Genomic DNA, 17,323 nt, shown 5'->3' with positions numbered 1-17,323 from the left:
GGGCGCCGGGCAGCCGCGGCGCCGCAGGCGGCCCCGGCGACGAGCAAGCCCCCACCGAGCCAGAGCCCGGTGGCCGACGGGTCGGGCTGCGCCGGACCCTGTCCGGTCGGCGGGTGCCCGTGGGGAACCCACGGCGGGTTCTTGCCGGGGTGGTCCGGGCCACCCGGCCCCCCGCCCGGTCCGCCCGGGCCGCCGGCAGTTCCCGTCGGATTGGTCGAGGTGGGCAGTGTCGACGTGGGTGTCGAGGTGCCGGTCGTGCCGGTGGCCGTGGCGGACGTGGTGCCGGTCGGGGTGACGGTCGCCGTCGCCGTGCTGGTCCCCGTGGGGATCGTGGTGCTGGCCGTCGGCGGCGTGGTGGTCGGCGCCGTGGCGCAGGCCGGTCTGCTGATCGTGTTCGTGTCCAGGCTGACCTGGCCGTTGCGGGCCAGGAGGCGTCCCCGGATCGTGGCCTGGGTCTGCATCGTGATGCTGGACAGCGCCATCACGGTCCCGACGAACCTGGTCGAGGTGGCGATGGTCGCGGAGCTCCCGACCTGCCAGAAGACGTTGCACGCCTGGGCGCCGCCCTGGAGCGCGACGCGGCTGCCGGTCGCGGTGAGCAGCGTGGAGCCCGCCTGGAAGATGAAGACGGCCGACGGGTCGCCCTGTCCGTCGAGGGTCACCGTGCCGGTCAGGGACAGGCCGGTGTTGGCGTGGTAGACGCCGGCCACCAGGGTCTCCCCGCCGAGGTCGTCGTCGGTCTTGTCGACGACGGGCGAGCGGCCGGCCGCGTCGTCGTACGCCGTGGTCAGGTCGTCCTGCGCCTGGAGGGCCACCGCGTCGGCGGCGTGGATCACTCCGGAGCTGACCTGACCGGGCGGGAAGCCGGTGACCGCCGTCCCCGGGCTGACCCCGACGTCGCCCGAGACCATCGTCGGGCCGGTGTTGGTGACCGTGGTCCCGGCGAGCACGGCGAACGACGTCGCGGTCCCCAGTCCCACCGCCGGCTGCGCCGCGAACGCGGCCGGCGACCGGCCCACGGTGACAGCGAGGACGACGAGGCCGGTGATCAGCAACGTGACGGACGTCGACAGCAGTGCGTGCCGGACGCGACCGGTGCCGGGCGCGCGGGCCCGGCGATGCGAGCGGGCGGTTCGCGGGGGAGACGTGCTTCGGACACGGAGCGAGATGCGGTCGAGCCTCATGACAGGCCTTCCCAGGCCCGGGAGTGGGGCCGACGGGGCTCACGTCACCGGACTGGTCCGACTGGAGGTCTCCGACGCCGAGTGGCGAGCGCGCCTCAATTGAGCTCTCCTGCCAAGGTACGCCCTATTCGCGCGCTTCGGTGCTCAGCGCCGCCCTGACTGCGGACAGCGCCTGCTGGTCCGAGGGCAGCCAGTCGACGGTGTCGAGCTCGTCGACGGTCAGCCGGCGCAGCTCGTCGTGGTCCGCGCTCTCGTGCAGCTCGCCGAGGACGACGGTGGCGAGATAGAGGCGCAACACGTACTTCTCCGAGATCGGCCAACCCCCGTCCGGTCCGGCCAGCTCCGCTCCGACCTCGATCTCGACCCCCAGCTCCTCGAGGACCTCCCGGGCCAGTGCGCTCTCCGGCGTCTCTCCCGCCTCGACCTTGCCGCCGGGGAACTCCCACCGGCCCGCGAGCCCGGCCGGCTTCGTGCGGCGGGCCGCGACGACGTACGACGGCCGCTCGGGGTGGTCGACGATGATCGCGCCGACGACGACCTGGGGCATGGCGCTGACCGTAGCGGTCGGCTGGCTCTAGGCTCACCGACATGGACGTCGTCCGCACACCAGACTCCCGGTTCGACAACCTCCCCGGCTACCGGTTCGCGCCGCACTACGTCGACGTCGCGGCGTCCGACACCGAGTCCCTGCGGATGCACTACGTCGACGAGGGCCCGCGCGGCGCACCGCCGATCGTGCTCCTGCACGGCGAGCCGACGTGGAGCTATCTCTACCGGACGATGATCCCGCCGCTGGTCGCCGCCGGGCACCGGGTGCTCGCGCCCGACCTGATCGGCTTCGGCAAGTCCGACAAGCCCACCCGGGTCGAGGACTACACCTACCTGCGCCACGTCGAGTGGGTCACGGCCTGGATCGAGCGGCTCGGGTTGCAGGACATCACCGCGTTCGTGCAGGACTGGGGCTCGCTCATCGGACTGCGGATCGCGGCCGAGCAGGAGCACCGCTTCAGCCGGATCATGGTCGGCAACGGGTTCCTGCCGACCGCCCAGCAGGGCGTGTCGCTCGGCTTCCGCGGCTGGCGCACCTTCGCCCGTTTCACGCCGGTCTTCCCGGCGGGGTTCATCGTCGGGTTCGCGTGCGTCGACAAGCTGCCGCCGAAGGTGAAGGCGGCGTACGACGCCCCGTTCCCCAGCGCGCAGTACCAGGCCGGCGCGCGGGCGTTCCCGCGACTCGTGCCGACCAGCCCGAAGGACCCGGCGGTGCCGGCCAACCGCGCCGCGTGGGACGCGCTCGGGAAGTGGGAGAAGCCGTTCCTCTGCGTCTTCGGCGCCAAGGACCCGATCCTCGGCAAGGCGGACCGGGCACTGATCGAGCACGTCCCGGGTGCCGAGGGTCAGCCGCACGACCGGATCAAGGCCGGGCACTTCCTCCAGGAGGACGCCGGTCCCGAGCTGGCGCAGCGGCTGATCGACTGGGGAGCCTGAGCGGTCGGGCTATTGGCCCCAGGGGTCGATGAGGTCGACGCCCATGTCCTCGAAGTCGCCGGTGTTGCGAGTGGCGACCGAGAGCCCGTTGGCATGCGCGATCGCGGCGATCACGGCGTCCTCGGGCTTCGCGACCCGTCGCCCAGCGGCCCGACGGTCAGCAGCGATGCGGGCGAAGGATCGCGCGGCAGCTTCGTCGTAGGAGTAGGCGCGGCCACGGCTGTTCGCGATCAGACGTTCGACGCGTTCAGCGAGCTCGTCGCGACGGCGGCCGTCGGGCATGAGCGTGAGGCCGAGCAGGAGCTCGCCGACCGTGATCGACGAGATCGCCAGGAGGTCGCGGTGCTCGAGCAGCCACGTCAAGACCTGGGGAGCGGGATCGGGTTGCGTGGTCTCGGACCACACGTTCGTGTCGACCAGGATCACTCGAACGGCACCGGCTCACGACCGTGGCCGCGTTCGGGAACGACGAGCTCCTCGCCAGGCGTCAGGGTGGCGACGTCCTCGAGCCAGGTCACGACGAAGTCATCGGCATAGACGGCGTCCATGAGGATCGAGCGCACCTCCGCCTCGACCGACCTCCCGTGCGCCGCCGCGCGAACGCGCAGCCGCTGCTTAAGGCCGGCCGGCAGCTTTCGCACGACCATCGAATCGCTCACGATATCGATGATATCAGGGGTCTCGTGACGGTCGCTGCGCGACCTCCTCGACCAACGGGGTCAGCGGTCGCTGCGCGACCTCCTCGACCAACGGGGTCAGCGGTCGCTGTGCGACGTCCTCGAGCGACGGGGTGAGCGGTTGCTGTGCGACGTCCTCGACCGACGGGGTCAGCGGTTGCTGTGCGACGTCCTCGACCGACGGGGTCAGCGGTTGCTGTGCGACCTCCTCGAACGACGGGGTGAGCGGTCGCTGCGCGACCTCCTCGACCAACGAGGTCAGCGGTCGCTGCGCGACCTGCTCGACCAACGGGGTGAGCGGTTGCTGGGCGACCTCCTCGATCGACGGGGTGAGCGGTCGCTGCGCGACCTCCTCGACCAACGAGGTCAGCGGTCGCTGGGCGACCTCCTCGATCGACGGGGGTGAGCGGTCGCTGCGCGACCTCCTCGACCGACGGGGTCAACGGACGCCTTGCTCGCCCTGCGGGGTCGAGGGGCGGGACAGGCGGCGCTTGAACCACAGGATCGGCAGGACGAGCAGGGGCAGGCCGAGGCCGAGCAGGATCAACGGGAGGGTGAGCGAGCGGCTGTAGAGCTCGTCGCCGCGCAGGGTGGCGGTGATGGTCTTGCCGACCTCGTGGTCACCGGAGCCTTGGATCGGCCCGATCTTCTCGACGCCGTCCTCGGTCCACCGGGCGGTGCAGTGCTGCGACGACGTCTTGTACCTGATGTCGAAGTCGCAGGTGATGACCTCCGCCTCGACCTTCTCGCCGAACTGTCGCTGGGCGAGCAGCCAGAGGCCGGCGCCGACCAGCACGAACGGGACCACCATGATCGCGGTGACGAGCACGTTGACGATGACGCGCATGGTCAAGGTCTCCTGCGGGGCAGGTTCGTGCGTCATGTGCTGATGGTGGCACCCGTCAGCCGCAGTTGTCGCAGATCCCCGTCGCAGGAAGGGCCATGAAGCAGGTCGGGCAGACCTTGGTGACCGGCTCCGGCTTGCGCACGGCGGTGGCGCGCGGCGCGGCGGCCGCCCGGGTGCGGCGCGGCTTCGGCGCGGCCACGGGCGCAACCACGACCGGCGGCGGGGGCGGCGGCACCCAGCCCGGAGGCTCGGGCGAGGCGATGTCGAGGGCGGCCAGCACGTCGCGCGCGGCATCGGTCGGCCGGTGCTTCGGCGTGGTCACGATGTCGTGGGGCGACGCGCCGCCCTCGAGGAAGGTCTGGGCGTCCGGGCGCATCGCGGGCGGGAGCCGCCGGTGCCGCCACCGCGGTGCGGCGGCGCCGCGCTGGGTGATCGTCACCAGGTCCGGCCGGTTCCACGCGACGAGCGTCCAGTCGTTCTCACGGCTGATCGCCCACGCGGCGATGGCCGCGTCGCCGGCCTCGCCGGCCGCGCGGAGCGCGATCCGCTCGGGGTTGAGGAAGCGGCCCTCGACCAGGATGGCGCCGGACTGGGGGCGTACGACGACGTACCCCTCCGCGCGCATCGTGTCGGCGACATCGGCCAGCGGGTCTTCAGTCTGATCCGGGGGAGTGTCCATCTCTTCGGACGCTATCGCTGTCGGGCGATTCCCGCACAACCGACGCGGGACTCGTCCTCGCCGCGGGCTCGATCAGCCGGCCTGCGGCTCCGGTGCGCAGATCAGCACCCGCCAGGGCTTGTGCGGGTCGACCCGGCACTCGACCAGCGCGCCGGTCTGCAGCAGGCCCCACTCGACGAGGCTGAAGGACTGGGTGACCCAGACGTCGTACGTGCGCCACCAGACCGACTCGATCCGGACCTTGAAGCGGCCGATTCCCTCACCGCCCACCGCGGCGCCGCCCACCCGCCGCGGCGCGCGGAGCACGGTCGCGACCCCGAACCGGCCCTGGTCGTAGAGCCGTCGCTTCGCGGAGACGGTGAGCATCCGGCGGTTGGCGAAGAAGTTCACGGGCAGGTCGGCCAGGCGCTCCAACCGCACGTCGAACGAGATGCGCGGGTTGCGCCACTCATAGAACGACACGGCCACGGGCTGGAGCCTAGGGCGTTCCGGCGGCTGCGGTCGATAGCCCGACGTGGTCATGCTCCACCGCCGCTCATCCTGCCGGGACCCTGCTGACGGTCCGGCTGAGGAGCTGGAAGTCGCGGCTGCGTCGGAGCCAGCTGGTCCACACCACGACCAGGTCGCCGTCGGGTTCGAAGGCCGCGGTCACGTCCGGGACCTCCCGGGTCCGGGGCCCGGTCAGCGGCACCGGGGTGGACCACTCGCCGGCGAACCGGGTGGCGACCCAGAGCCGCGGCTGGTCCGACGGTCCCGAGACCCACGCCAGCGCCAGCGCTCCCTGGGGTCCTCGGACGAGCCGGATGTTCCGGGCGCCCACGTCGGCGGGTGAGACGGCCCGGGGCGCCGTCCACGGGGATCCCGGAACCCGGCGTACGACCGAAGCGGAACCGTCGGCGGCGGCGAAGCCGATCGTGGCTCGGTCGCGGCCGTCGACCACCACCGGTGCCACCTGGGCGTAGGGCAGGACCGCGCCGGCGACGACGCCGCGCAGCCAGGAGCTGCCCGGCAGCNGGACCGCGCCGGCGACGACGCCGCGCAGCCAGGAGCTGCCCGGCAGCTTCTCGTGTGCCACGACCTCCGCGTCATCGAGCATGCTCACCACGAAGTGACGGTCGGGGGTTGCGGCCGCCCCGGCGAAGCGTCCGCCGAAGCGCAGCTGAGCCGGCGGCTGCCAGGCGCCGCCCGTCCCCCGGTGCTGGAGCCTCAGCCCGTCGGCGTCGTAGAACACGCTTGCCCCGCCCTCCTCGTCGACGAAGGCCGCGTGGACGAACCCGTAGTCCCTGCGCAGCACGACCGGCGCCCCCCAGCCGCCGCGGTCCGTGCGGTACGCCGCCTCGACCCGGTCCCACGTGTTCACGTCGTACGGGCCGTACTTGCGGTTCCACACGACGACGGTGTCACCCTCGGCGTTGACGCCGATGCGGAACGGCCACACGTGGATCTCGGTGTCGCGAGGCTGCGTCAGGTGGGCGACCGGCTCCCAAGCGCCACGCACCCACCGCCGGGTGGCGAGGTCCTCCGCGTTGCGGCGGCGCCAGACGACCGTCACCCGGTTGCGGCCGTCGACGACCGCGTCCGGCAGGGCGCCGTAGCCCAGCGCGACCGGGGGCCGCCAACTGCCGTCGGGGCGGTTCCGCGCCGTCGAGACGCGGCCGCTCCCGTCCCACACGACGGTGGTCGTGCCGGCTCTGTCAGTGACCAGCGCGACGCGGGAGATCCGGCTCCGGCTGGGGGGACGCACCGATCGGACCGGGCCCACGTCGATCGTCGTGCGGGCGACGTCGCCCTGCTGGTGTTCCACCGCGGTCGGACCGGCAGTCGCGGTCATCGGGCCGGCAGTCAGCGTCGCGGCGACAGCGAGCGCCGCGGCCGTGCCTCGGCGGTGCCTCCCGCTCCAGTTCCCGGACATGAGCGTCTCCTTGCGTGCGGGTGCTCTCCTGCTGGCAAATCTGCGCCGAACGGGGCGAGATTCCCATGGCACAAGGTCCCCGTTCGGGCGCCCGAAGGTCACGGCCGCCTGGTGAGCGCCGACGGCTCAGCGCCTGCGCGAACCGGACCCTCCGGCCGTCACTCGGTGGAGAGGCTGCCCGGGTCGTCGGGTACGTCGACCGCGTGCTCGCGCAGCGCAGCGAGCGGGATCACCTCGAGCGCCCGCTCGTTCGTGGACGCGAGGACGACGGGAGCGGCCACGCCGTCGCCGTACGCCTGCAGCCATCGGACGGCGACCACGCACCACCGGTCTCCCGGCTTCAGCCCCGGGAAGCTCCACTCCGGGCGCGGGGTCGACAGGTCGTTGCCGACCGCCTTCTGATGGGCGAGGAACTCCTCGGACATCACCGCGCACACCGCGTGCAGGCCCTGGTCGTCGGGCCCGCACGAGCAGCTGCCGTCGCGGTAGAAGCCGGTCATCGGATCGGTGCCGCACGGCTCGAGCCCGCCGCCCAGGACGTTGCGTTCGGTCACGGGGCGAGCCTGCCACGTCGTGCCTAGTCAATCCGAGCCATCTTCACCGATTCGGCAGTCTCGGCCGCGATCTCGCCCTGTACTTTCGACATGCGACGAGCGGGTGCGGCCATCCTGGCCCTGGTGCTGGGCCTGCCGGTCGCGGCCTGCAGCGACCTCGCCGGCTCCGCGGACCGCCGCGAGGAACGGCGCGAGGAACGGCGCGAGCACCGGGCCGAGCAGGCGCGCGAGGAGGGGCGCGACAAGGGGCGCGACAAGGGGCCGGGGCAGCGGTCCGGCCCGACGTACCTGGTCACCTGGGTGGTCGACGGCGACACCCTCGAGCTCGGCAACGGCGAGCGGGTGCGCCTGCTCGGCATCGACACCCCGGAGGTCGGTGAGTGCGGCTACGAGAAGGCCCGGGACCGGCTGGTCGCACTGGTCGAGGGCGAACGGGTCACCCTCGGCGAGGGCGACGTCGACCGCGACCGCTACGACCGGCTGCTGCGGTACGTCGACCTCGGCCCGCTCGACGCGGGCCTGCGGCTGTTGGAGGACGGGCTGGCGATCGCGCGCTACGACTCGCGGGACGGCTACGGCTTCCATCCCCGGGAGCCCGCGTACATCAAGGCCGACCGGGGAGCGCCGAACCTCACCTGCGCTCCGGCGCCGCGCCGGTTCGCGCCGAATCAGCCCTCGGGCTGCGCGCCCGGCTACAGCCCGTGCGTGCCCGTCTACCCGCCGGACGTCGACTGCTCCGACGTGGACGGTCCGATCAGCGTCACCGGCTCCGACCCGCACGGGCTCGACGCCGACGGCGACCACGTCGCGTGCGAGTGGGGCTGACCACACCGGGGGATCGGCCCGCGACGCAGCGGGTACCTGGACCGCATGAACCATGCCATCGAGCTCGGTCGCCCCGTTGCGGGTGACGTCATCGACCTGATCACCGACGACCACCGGCTGTTCGAGCGGCTGCTGGCGCAGCTGCGCGACGCGTCGCAGGACCGGGACGCCGTGCGGCAGGCGTTCGCCGACGTCCTGATCGCGCACGGCGAGGCCGAGGAGGAGCTGGTCTACCCCGTGCTGCGGCGGCGGTCCAGCGAGGTCGACCAGGACGACATCGAGCACGGGCACGAGGAGCACGCCGAGGGCAACGAGGCCCTCCTCGCCGTACTCGAGCTGAAGGGCACCGACACCCAGGCGTTCGACGATGCCGTGGAGAAGCTCAGCAACCTGATCGCCCACCACATCGCCGAGGAGGAGCTCACCATCCTCAGCCCGGCCCGCGAGGAGGTCGGCGAGCGGGTCCGCGCCGACCTCGGTGCGAAGTGGGCTGAGCGCCGCAACGAGCTCATCGACGAGGGCTGCGGCACCCCCGCGAAGGTGCGGGCGCTGGTCGCCGACGCGCGCCGCGAGGGCGTCCTCTCGTAGGGGATCAGCCCACCATCGTCGAGCCGCCCTCGACGGCCTCGCGGCCGAGCAGTCGGCGGACCCGCGTGCGGTAGCGCCAGATCTGGGCCGCGCCGAGACCCCAGAGGAGGTACTGCACGCTCATCGCCGCTCGGAACGCCACGGGCGTGTAGTCCGACGACCCCGGCGTCATCAGGTCGAGCACCGCACCGACCGCGAACACCGCGACCACGGCCGCGACGAAGCCGCCGACGTTGATGATGCCCGTGGAGCTGGCCATCCGGTCCGGAGGGTTGGACGTCCGGCCGACGTCGAAGCCGATCATCGAGGCCGGCCCGCCGATCCCGCACGCGACGATGAGCAGGACCAGCAGCCACAGCGGAGCGTGACCGGGCCAGGCCAGCACGGCGGTCCAGGTCGCCACCATCCCCGCGATGGTCCCGAGGGCGACGGTCGACCGGTGCCAGGGGTGGTTGCCGACCACCCAGCCCAGCACCGGGCCGGAGGCGACGACCGCGACGATGATCAGGCTCAGCAGCAGGCCGGCGACGGTCTCCGACAGGCCTTCGCTCAGCACCAGGAACGGGAATCCCCACAGCAGCACGAGCAGATGGGCGCTGAACGGTGTCGTGAAGTGCACCCAGAAGCCGAGCCGGGTCCCGGGCTGGGCCCACGACGCGCGCAGCGTGGCCAGCAGGGTGAGCCGCGACATCGGGTGGCCGCGGTGGTGCCGCTCCTGCGGGGTGTCCCGCACGACCAGCAGCAGGGCGGCCAGCAGGACCGGGCCGGTGGCGGCCGACAGCAGGTAGGCCGTCGTCCAGCCCAGCTCGGACAGCGCCCAGGTCATCGGTACGGCGGCGGCGATCGACCCGATCTGGCCGGTGCTGCCGGTCAGCTGGGTCACCAGGGGGATCTGCCGCGAGCCGAACCAGCTGCTCACCAGCCGCAGCACGCAGATGAAGGTCATCGCGTCGCCCAGGCCGACGAAGACCCGGGCCACCAGCGCTTCCGGGTACGACGTCGCGAGCGCGAACCCCGCCTGCGCGAGGCTGATCGTCACCACGCCCGCGGTCAGCACGGTGCGCGGGCCGAACCGGTCGACCAGCAGGCCGACGGGCACCTGCATCCCGGCGTAGACCAGCAGCTGCAGCATCGTGAACGTGCCGAGCTGGCTGGCCGACAGGTCGAACCGGTCCGTCGCCGCGAGGCCCGCCACCGCCAGGCTGGTCCGGTGGAAGACCGCGGTCACGTAGATCGCCAACCCGACGCCCCAGATCAGCCAGGCGCGCCGCGGGGTGTCCACGCAGCCGAAGGTACCGCTGCGCGCCACCTGGCCTGATCGGGTGGCCCGGGGGTCCCTGATCGGGCCATGGTCCGGCGTCGGTCCCGGTGCCACCATCGGCCTATGACGCTGTTCGACGTGGCGGCCGACTCCTACGTCCGGTTCATGGGTCGCTTCTCCGCTCCGCTCTCCGCGCCGTTCGCCGACCTCGGGCTGGCCGGTGTCGCGCCGGGAGCGCGGGTGCTCGACGTCGGCTGCGGTCCCGGGATGCTGACCGGCGAGCTCGCCCGACGTCAGGGCGAGGCCGCCGTGAGCGCCGTCGAGCCGGTCGAGGCCTTCGTGGCCGCGACCACGACGGCGTACCCCTCGGCCGACGTACGCCGCGCCACTGCCGAGGACCTGCCGTTCGCCGACGACACCTTCGCCGCGACGCTCGCTCAGCTGGTCGTGCACTTCATGAGCGACCCGGCGGCGGGGGTGCGGGAGATGGCGCGGGTGACCGTCCCGGGCGGCCGGGTCTCCGCGTGCGTGTGGGACCACTCGGTCGGAGGGACGGGAGCACTGTCGGGCTTCTGGCGGGTCGTGCAGCGCTACGACCCGGCGGCGGTGGGGGAGGGTGCCCTTCCGGGCTCGAGCGCCGGGGACCTGACCCGGCTCTTCGGCGGGGCCGGGCTGCGCGAGGTCGAGGAGACGCTGCTGACGGTGCGCCTGACCTTCGCCACCTTCGAGGACTGGTGGGAGCCGTTCACGCTCGGCGTCGGTCCGGCGGGCGCCTACGTCAACGGTCTCAACCAGATCGAGCGCGCCGGCCTGGTGGGCGCGCTGCGCGAGGAGTACGGCGACGGCCCGCTGGTCGTCGAGGCCGGAGCCTGGACGGCCACCGGGCTGGTGTAGCCCGGCGGCCGTCAGGCGGCGGAACCGACCTTCGGGGGCCGACCCTTCCGGGGCACCCCGGACCGCGGCTGGCCGTTCTCGAGCAGCACGCCGCCCCAGACGCCGTACTCGTCCCGCCGGAGGCCGAGCTCGAGGCACAGCTCCCGCACCGGGCAGCCGGCGCAGATCGCCCGCGCCGCGGCCAGGTCCGCGTCGTCGGTCGGGTGGAAGAGGTCCGGGTCCGGGTGGTCCGCGCACGCCCAGGCGAGCGTCGGGTCCTGCGGGGTCGGCGCGGTGAACGCGATCGTCACGCCCTTCGTGTCGAACCGGTCCTCGTGGAGGGTGGTCTTCCGTGCAGTCATCGCCGTTCACCTCCTCTGTGGTCGGGGCGATGGGGAGTGGGTGGAAAAATGCGTACGGGCCGCTTCTGCGGCGTCAGTCCTTGATGACTGGATGCGCTGAAGCGGCCCGGCGTGCGGGTGCGAGGTGCACCTACCCAGGCGGCTCCAGCGATCCGAACAGCTCCCGGCTTGCGAGCTTCCGGCCTTCGAGCGTCCGGCCTCCGAGCTCCGGGCAGCGGTGGGCAGCAGCCAGCGCGCGAACCGCGTTGCGGTTCGCGTCGATCTGGGTGCGATAGATGCCCACGTCATGCTCCTTCTCGGTGGCGCGCCGGGGTCATCCCCAGCGGCCAATCCAGGATAGATCCGTGGATCCGCGCCGGCCTAACGCATTAACACGGGGAGTCAGATCTCGCGCCGGGCTCCCGGTGCGCCGGGTCCGGGCGTCGAGCCCGGGGGAGGGGGACCGAGCTGGCCGGTGCGGATCCAGTCGATCGCGAAGTCGTGCGGGTTGAGCGGGTCGACCATCACCCCGAGGGTCGCCCCGGGCTGCATCCGGCCGAGGTGCATCGCGGCGACCACGTGGTCGCAGGTCACGACGTAGGGCTCCATGCCGTCCGCGCGCTCGACCCGGGCCTGGATGCGGACGACGGGCGAGGTGCCGGCGTACGTGCCGACCTGCCAGGACCCGCCCACGGTCGCGACCGCCGGCAGCCCCTCGCCGTTGGTCAGCTGCAGATGGCGTGACATCCGCAGCCCGAGGTCGGTGTTGTCAGCCGCTTCCTTCATCCGGTCCGGGATGTCTGCGAGCTGTCCCAGGTACGACGACGGCCGGCCCTGCTGCTCGAGGTGCTTCTGGTTCGCCTTGTACATGCGCGCCCAGTCGCCGAAGAGTCCCATGGAGGGCCGTCCGAATCAGTAGCCGAGGAACTTGCGGAACTGTTGTCCGACGGCCATCGACTGGCCCATCCGGGCGACCCAGCCGTCGAGCGCGGCCTTCGCGTCCGCGGCGGAGACGCCGCTCTCGCCCGCGATGGTGATCAGGCCGGCCTCGTCGTTGACGCCCCGGGCCTGTGCCTCCCGGGCCCAGTCGGCGTAGTCCTGCAGCGAGACGCCGTTGATCGGCTCCCAGATCGGGTCGTTCTCCGCGACCGAGCGGGTCGACGGGCCGCCCATGACCGCCGGGTCGATGGGGCCGGCGCCCTGCACGTGCACCATGCCGGGCTGTTGGCCTTGGCCCTGCTGGGCCGCGGCCTGTGCGGCGGCCGCCTGGCCGGTGAGCGCGTCCTTGGCCTTGCTGAAGAATCCCATGGTGACCCCTTCCGGCCGCGGCGCGACCTAGTTCTGCCTCGCCAGCGAACGTAGGCCGCGGGGCGGGGGCAGGACAGGGGACAATCGTCTCAACGTCGTCTCAAACGACGGCTGGGCCGCGAGATGATCCGATCGGGTGGTGGCTCGGGGACGCCTCGTGCTTTACGGTGCGCACCATGGCGAATGAGCCGGATCCCCCGGAGAAGTGGCGTGTGTACGAGGGCGACTCCACCCCGGACCCGGAACCCCCGGCGGACCCACCCCCGGTCCCGTACGGCGACACCCCTAGGGTGCCGTACGGCGGCGCCGGGCAGAGCTACTCCCCGACGATCATCGTGCACTCGGGCGGCAGCGGTGTCTCGAAGCTGATCCTCGTGATCATCGCGATGGTCGTGCTCTCCGGTGGCGTGGCTGCGGCGATCGCGATCTTCTCCGCCGTCGACAGCGGGATCGGCTCGATCGGCGGCATCGACGCCAAGGACCCCGACGACTTCAGCGAGCTGGTCGACAAGCTCGAGGAGGAGCACGGCAGCACGGAGGTCTTCTGGGTCGGCCTCTACACCGACTACATCATCGTCGACGTGCCCTACACCAACGACCCGAACGACACCCGCGAGCTCAACTACAACTGGCGGGGCGGCGACCTCGACGACAACTACAGCAAGGGCACGTCGACCGACCCGAGGTTCGACCTGAAGACGATCGACCCCGCGGTGATCGACGGCATGTGCGACCCGATCCTCGAGCTCGCCGAAGGAGCGACCCCCGACGACTGCTACGTCTTCATCTCCAAGCCGGACGAGCCCGGCGGCGCGTGGTTCTACACGAGCGCCAGCGACGAGTTCGGCCGGTCCTACAGCATCCAGTACGACAAGGACGGCGTCGAGGTCAGCCGGACCGTTCCCTGATCCGGTCTCGTGACGGTCGCTGCGCGACCTCCTCGACCTCCTCGACCTGCGCGACCTCCTCGACCTCCTCGACCTCCTCGACCTGCGCGACCTGCTCGACCTCCTCGACCTCCTCGACCTACGGGAGGATGCCTGCGGCGCGGGCCACCTCGCCGTACGCCGTCGCCAGGCTCGCCACCGTCTCGTGCGCGTTGAGGCCGCTCGGGTTCGGCACCACCCACAGCTCGGCGCCTCCGAGCCGGTCCGGCTGCCGCCCCATCGCCGACTTCGGACGGCCGAACGCGGTCCGGTAGGCCGTGATGCCGGCGACCGCGACCACCCGCGGGGCGAGCCGCTCGACCAGCGCCACCAGCGCCGCCCCGCCCTCCTCCAGCTCGGCGCGGCCGAGCTCGGACGCCTTGGCCGTGGCCCGTGGCACGAGGTTGGTGATGCCGATGCCCCGCGCGCGCAGCCGGTCGCGCTCCTCGTCGGTCATGCCGGCCGCGGGGTCGATCGGCTCGGTGATCACGCCGCCCTGGAGCAGCGCCGGGTAGAAGCGGTTGCCCGGGTGCGCGAAGTGGGTCCGCGTCGCGGCCGTCCAGAGTCCCGGGTTGATGCCGACGAACAGCAGCCGCAGGTCGTGCTCCGGCCGGGTCGGCAGCAGGTCGGGCACGACGGCGTCGCGGAAGGACTCCAGCTCGGCCCGGGAGAAGGTACGGCGCACGGGGTCAGTCTGCCGCGGTAGGGAACCGATCACTTCTGGGTACCGTCCCAACCATCATGAAGGCATCTCTCGGATCCGTGGTCGCCCTCGCTCTCGTGGCTGCCCTGGCAGCCTGCGGGGACGAACCGGAAGACCGCGCGGACGACCCGGCGAGCGAGGTGCGGACGACCGCCGGCGACCCGCGGGTCGTCACGATCGTGTCCGGCACCGCCGCGGACGGGGACGTGGCGGCCGAGGCGACCCTCATCGAGGACGACCGGGACCTCGCGCGCTACCTGGAGCAGTTCACCTCTCCGTCGTTGGCGGGTGACCTGCAGGACGCGGTGGACGCGGTCGAACCGGCCGACGACCGGGTGGTCGGGGTGGCCGTGATCGCGATCGGCTGCGACGTGCCCCCGTCAGCGACGGTCACCCAGGACGACGGAGCGTTCGTCGTGATGCCGGGCAAGATCGTCGACCCGCACTACGAGTGCTTCGCACCGGTCACGAGCGTGGCCGTGCTCGACCTGCCCCGCGCCGCTGGTTGAGGACACCGCCGCTGGTTGAGGTGCGAGCGCAGCGAGCCTCGAAACCAAGGCGTCAGGACGCTGGCGGCCTGTAGATGACCTCGAGGCCGTTGGGGACCGCCCGCTGTGCACCGTCGGACGGTGAGTTGAGCACCTTGAGCTTGCCGTCGCGGACCGCGGCGAGGGTCGTCGATCCACCACCGTCGAGGTTGAGCGCGTCCTCGGCGCCGAGCCGCCGGAGCATCACCGCGAGCTCGACCATCGTGTAGCCGCGGCTGAACTCCTGGCGCCCGTCGACCACGAGGAAGATCAGCTCCTTGGTGTCGCGGTCGACGCCGACCGCCGTACGCGGGTGCAGCTCGCTGTCGTCGACCGCGAGCACCTGGCGCTTCTTCAGGAGCACCGTGTTGCCGGTGATGGCCATCGCGATGTCGCCGTCGAGGTGGTAGCGCAGGCCCACCCGGGTGCCGACCCGCAGCCCCTGCAGCTTGTCCTCGGCGTGGTCGCCCCGCGCGATCAGCCAGGTGCCGTCGATGCGGGTGCCGTTGGGGAGGTCGGTGCGGTTGGCGACGACCCGGCCGTCGACGATCTTGACCAGTCGCACCTGTCGCCGCTGCCCGTCGGTCCAGCCGTAGCCGGCCGAGCTGCCGAACCGCCAGTCGTAGATGCCCGTCCCGCCGACCTTGACCCGCGGAGAGTTGTAGTTGGTGATCGCGATCTCGGGGCGGCGCCGCACCTCCGCCACCATCGGCACCTGCCCGACGTGCCAGCGGCCGTTGGTGTTGACCGAGAGCGCGTTGTTCCAGCCGAAGTCGATCGCGTTCCACAGCACGCCGCCCCGCTCGTGGCCTAGCCCGAGCGGCGCACCGGTGTCGCTGATGTCGAAGAAGTCGCCGTTGATGCCGGCCACCGCGTCGGGGGTGCGCGACAGCATGTCGGTGACGGTCTGCGTACGCCGGACCCGCTTGCCTTTCGCGTAGTCGATCGTGATCCCCGGGGCGTTCCACTTGACCCGGGTGACGAAGTAGCGCACCGGGCCGCGGCGCGTGCGCGCGTCCCAGGCGGTGACGCTCACCCCGGGCACGGGCTCGTAGGTGAAGCGCAGGGTCCGGCCGAGCATCGCCCGCTGCCCCGGGACCAGCGGGGCGGCGATCTCACCGGGCACCTGGTCGGACGTCTGCCAGGTGTGCGGGTCGTCGGGGTCCGGCGTGGGACCGAGCTGGGGGGCGTTGCCCGGCGCTGCGGCCTGCTCGGCTGCAGGCGGCCGGTCCGAGGGATCGGTGTCGTTGACGAACACCAGGGCACCGGCGGTCGCCAGGATCGACAGCACGACGATTTCGGGCAGCAGGCGACGCATGGGCTCTAGGTTAAGAAATCCCGCCGCGCTGTCCGGGATGATGGTCGCGTGTCGACCGGTCCGTGCAACACCTTCGCCGAGGGCGACAACCTCTCCGTGCTCGCAGAGCTGGCGCCGGCGTCGTACGACCTGATCTACATCGACCCGCCGTACAACACCGGGAGCGCGTTCGCCTACCGCGACCAGTTCGCCGGGCACCAGGCGTGGACCGACATGATGCGGCCGCGGCTGGAGGAGGGCCGACGGGTGCTCGCCGACACCGGTGCGGTCTTCGTCAGCATCGACGACCACGAGGCCGCGCACCTGCGCCTGCTCATGGACGAGGTGTACGGCGAGCGCGCCTTCCTCGCGCAGGTCGTGGTCAACCTCAACGCCAAGGGCCGGCAGCTCGGGAGCGGCTTCGCGACCTCGCACGAGTACCTGCTGGTCTACGCGAAGGACCCTCGGGCCTGCGTGCTGGACGCGTCGAGCGCGGACCTGGTGGTCGAGGCGGACTTCCCGCTGGTGGCCGACGACGGGCGTCGCTACCGGCGGCTGCCGCTGCGCAACACGAACAAGAAGTTCAACCCGCTCAGTGCGCCGACCCTGCACTTCGCGATCTGGGGCGACCCCGACACGGGCGAGGTCCGGACGGCGCCGTTCCCCGGCGCGGTCGAGATCAAGCCGGTCTTCGGCGACGGGTCGCCGGCCGTCTGGCGCTGGTCCCGTCCGCGGATCGACGAACGGCCGGACGATCTGGTGTGCCGCTGGGTCCGGGGCGCGACGGGCAGCCGGGTCGACGTGTTCCAGCGGGACTGGCGCCACCCCGCGGCGGGCGCGCGCCGCAAGAAGCTGCGCACGATCTGGCTCGCCGAGGAGATCGGCTCGACCGACACCGCGGTCGCCGAGCTGAAGGAGATCCTGGGCCACGTCTTCGAGTCGCCGAAGCCCACCGGCCTGGTCCGGCGGATCCTCGACACCATGCCGCCGGACGTCCGGGTCCTCGACTACTTCGCCGGCAGCGGCACCACCGGGCACGCGGTCGCGCTCGCCAACGCGGCGGACGGCGGGCGTCGTACCTGCCTGTCCGTCAACAGCGCCGAGCCCGTCCGGCCGGGCTCCAACGCCGACCTCGCGGGCTACCGCACGGTCGCCGACATCACCCGCGCCCGGCTGCGGGCGGTCGCGGAGCGGGTCGGCGGCGGCTACGCGGAGCTCCCCGCGCGGGCGCCCGCCGCTGGTTGAGGTGCGAGCGAAGCGAGCCTCGGGCGCCCGCCGCTGGTTGAGGTGCGAGCGAAGCGAGCCTCGGGCGCCCGCCGCTGGTTGAGGTGCGAGC

23 protein-coding genes are annotated in these 17,323 nt (G+C 72.3%); 7 read left to right on the top strand and 16 right to left on the bottom strand.

The features are described from left to right. On the bottom strand, positions 1-1,055 hold a 1,055-nt coding region (locus tag H0488_RS14325; RefSeq protein WP_220794593.1), incomplete at its 3' end, for an ice-binding family protein. 253 nt (positions 1,056-1,308) lie between these two features. Then, the gene (locus tag H0488_RS14320; protein ID WP_183099946.1) at positions 1,309-1,731 is read right to left on the bottom strand and encodes a (deoxy)nucleoside triphosphate pyrophosphohydrolase; all 423 of its coding nucleotides are present in this window, start codon (positions 1,729-1,731) and stop codon (positions 1,309-1,311) included. Between the two features lie 41 nt (positions 1,732-1,772). On the opposite strand from H0488_RS14320, the gene H0488_RS14315 reads away from it, so the two are divergent. Beyond that, positions 1,773-2,669, top strand: a complete 897-nt coding sequence (locus tag H0488_RS14315) for a haloalkane dehalogenase (RefSeq protein ID WP_183099945.1) — start codon at positions 1,773-1,775, stop codon at positions 2,667-2,669. A 9-nt stretch (positions 2,670-2,678) separates the two neighbouring features. Here H0488_RS14315 and H0488_RS14310 read toward each other — a convergent pair whose 3' ends face one another. The 7 genes from H0488_RS14310 to H0488_RS14275 all read right to left on the bottom strand — a co-directional run bounded on the left by H0488_RS14310 (position 2,679) and on the right by H0488_RS14275 (position 7,338). After that, entirely contained in the window at positions 2,679-3,095 is a 417-nt protein-coding gene (locus H0488_RS14310; protein ID WP_183099944.1) for a PIN domain-containing protein, read from the bottom strand. Continuing rightward, positions 3,092-3,328 (bottom strand): FitA-like ribbon-helix-helix domain-containing protein, encoded by a 237-nt coding sequence (locus H0488_RS14305; RefSeq protein ID WP_220794592.1) that lies wholly within the window; start codon positions 3,326-3,328, stop codon positions 3,092-3,094. Before H0488_RS14305 ends, H0488_RS14310 begins: the two co-directional genes overlap by 4 nt. A gap of 13 nt (positions 3,329-3,341) precedes the next feature. Continuing rightward, positions 3,342-3,707, bottom strand: a complete 366-nt coding sequence (locus H0488_RS14300) for a hypothetical protein (protein WP_183099943.1) — start codon at positions 3,705-3,707, stop codon at positions 3,342-3,344. A gap of 78 nt (positions 3,708-3,785) precedes the next feature. Then, positions 3,786-4,229, bottom strand: a complete 444-nt coding sequence (locus tag H0488_RS14295) for a hypothetical protein (RefSeq protein WP_183099942.1) — start codon at positions 4,227-4,229, stop codon at positions 3,786-3,788. 19 nt (positions 4,230-4,248) lie between these two features. Then, entirely contained in the window at positions 4,249-4,872 is a 624-nt protein-coding gene (locus tag H0488_RS14290; protein ID WP_183099941.1) for a hypothetical protein, read from the bottom strand. Between the two features lie 72 nt (positions 4,873-4,944). After that, complete coding sequence (locus H0488_RS14285; protein ID WP_183099940.1) at positions 4,945-5,340, bottom strand: hypothetical protein; 396 nt, start codon at positions 5,338-5,340, stop codon at positions 4,945-4,947. Positions 5,341-6,942: 1,602 nt separating this feature from the next. After that, complete coding sequence (locus H0488_RS14275) at positions 6,943-7,338, bottom strand: DUF2237 family protein (RefSeq protein ID WP_183099938.1); 396 nt, start codon at positions 7,336-7,338, stop codon at positions 6,943-6,945. A gap of 90 nt (positions 7,339-7,428) precedes the next feature. On the opposite strand from H0488_RS14275, the gene H0488_RS14270 reads away from it, so the two are divergent. Both H0488_RS14270 and H0488_RS14265 read left to right on the top strand, forming a co-directional pair. Beyond that, entirely contained in the window at positions 7,429-8,163 is a 735-nt protein-coding gene (locus H0488_RS14270) for a thermonuclease family protein (RefSeq protein WP_183099937.1), read from the top strand. Between the two features lie 45 nt (positions 8,164-8,208). Then, positions 8,209-8,751 carry a hemerythrin domain-containing protein gene (locus H0488_RS14265; RefSeq protein ID WP_183099936.1) on the top strand — a complete coding sequence of 181 codons (543 nt, stop codon included), beginning with the start codon at positions 8,209-8,211 and terminating at the stop codon, positions 8,749-8,751. Positions 8,752-8,755: 4 nt separating this feature from the next. Here H0488_RS14265 and H0488_RS14260 read toward each other — a convergent pair whose 3' ends face one another. Then, the gene (locus H0488_RS14260) at positions 8,756-10,033 is read right to left on the bottom strand and encodes an MFS transporter (protein WP_312856343.1); all 1,278 of its coding nucleotides are present in this window, start codon (positions 10,031-10,033) and stop codon (positions 8,756-8,758) included. A gap of 102 nt (positions 10,034-10,135) precedes the next feature. Here H0488_RS14260 and H0488_RS14255 point away from each other — a divergent pair, with 102 nt between their 5' ends. After that, positions 10,136-10,906, top strand: a complete 771-nt coding sequence (locus H0488_RS14255; protein ID WP_183099934.1) for a class I SAM-dependent methyltransferase — start codon at positions 10,136-10,138, stop codon at positions 10,904-10,906. Between the two features lie 11 nt (positions 10,907-10,917). On the opposite strand, the gene H0488_RS14250 is transcribed toward H0488_RS14255, so the two are convergent. The 4 genes from H0488_RS14250 to H0488_RS14235 all read right to left on the bottom strand — a co-directional run bounded on the left by H0488_RS14250 (position 10,918) and on the right by H0488_RS14235 (position 12,534). Continuing rightward, a complete protein-coding gene (locus H0488_RS14250) occupies positions 10,918-11,247 on the bottom strand; it encodes a WhiB family transcriptional regulator (protein ID WP_183099933.1) in 330 nt (109 codons plus the stop codon). A 130-nt stretch (positions 11,248-11,377) separates the two neighbouring features. Further along, complete coding sequence (locus H0488_RS14245) at positions 11,378-11,530, bottom strand: hypothetical protein (RefSeq protein WP_183099932.1); 153 nt, start codon at positions 11,528-11,530, stop codon at positions 11,378-11,380. Between the two features lie 98 nt (positions 11,531-11,628). Further along, positions 11,629-12,123: a hypothetical protein gene (locus H0488_RS14240; protein WP_183099931.1), complete on the bottom strand. Its 495-nt coding sequence runs from the start codon at positions 12,121-12,123 to the stop codon at positions 11,629-11,631. Between the two features lie 15 nt (positions 12,124-12,138). Beyond that, positions 12,139-12,534 (bottom strand): hypothetical protein, encoded by a 396-nt coding sequence (locus H0488_RS14235; protein ID WP_183099930.1) that lies wholly within the window; start codon positions 12,532-12,534, stop codon positions 12,139-12,141. A gap of 176 nt (positions 12,535-12,710) precedes the next feature. On the opposite strand from H0488_RS14235, the gene H0488_RS14230 reads away from it, so the two are divergent. Then, a complete protein-coding gene (locus H0488_RS14230) occupies positions 12,711-13,442 on the top strand; it encodes a hypothetical protein (protein ID WP_183099929.1) in 732 nt (243 codons plus the stop codon). 118 nt (positions 13,443-13,560) lie between these two features. On the opposite strand, the gene H0488_RS14225 is transcribed toward H0488_RS14230, so the two are convergent. Further along, positions 13,561-14,145 (bottom strand): mismatch-specific DNA-glycosylase, encoded by a 585-nt coding sequence (locus H0488_RS14225; protein WP_183099928.1) that lies wholly within the window; start codon positions 14,143-14,145, stop codon positions 13,561-13,563. A 56-nt stretch (positions 14,146-14,201) separates the two neighbouring features. Between H0488_RS14225 and H0488_RS14220 the strand changes: the two genes are divergently transcribed. Continuing rightward, a complete protein-coding gene (locus H0488_RS14220) occupies positions 14,202-14,672 on the top strand; it encodes a hypothetical protein (protein WP_183099927.1) in 471 nt (156 codons plus the stop codon). A gap of 52 nt (positions 14,673-14,724) precedes the next feature. Here H0488_RS14220 and H0488_RS14215 read toward each other — a convergent pair whose 3' ends face one another. Beyond that, complete coding sequence (locus H0488_RS14215; RefSeq protein ID WP_183099926.1) at positions 14,725-16,008, bottom strand: phosphodiester glycosidase family protein; 1,284 nt, start codon at positions 16,006-16,008, stop codon at positions 14,725-14,727. A gap of 48 nt (positions 16,009-16,056) precedes the next feature. Between H0488_RS14215 and H0488_RS14210 the strand changes: the two genes are divergently transcribed. Further along, positions 16,057-17,232, top strand: coding sequence for a site-specific DNA-methyltransferase (locus H0488_RS14210; RefSeq protein ID WP_183099925.1), 1,176 nt, complete (start codon positions 16,057-16,059; stop codon positions 17,230-17,232). Positions 17,233-17,323 lie beyond the last annotated feature (91 nt).

The organism is Nocardioides pelophilus (assembly GCF_014180685.1).
Classification (GTDB): Bacteria; Actinomycetota; Actinomycetes; order Propionibacteriales; family Nocardioidaceae; genus Nocardioides; species Nocardioides pelophilus.
This window is presented reverse-complemented; position numbering and strand designations above follow the sequence as displayed.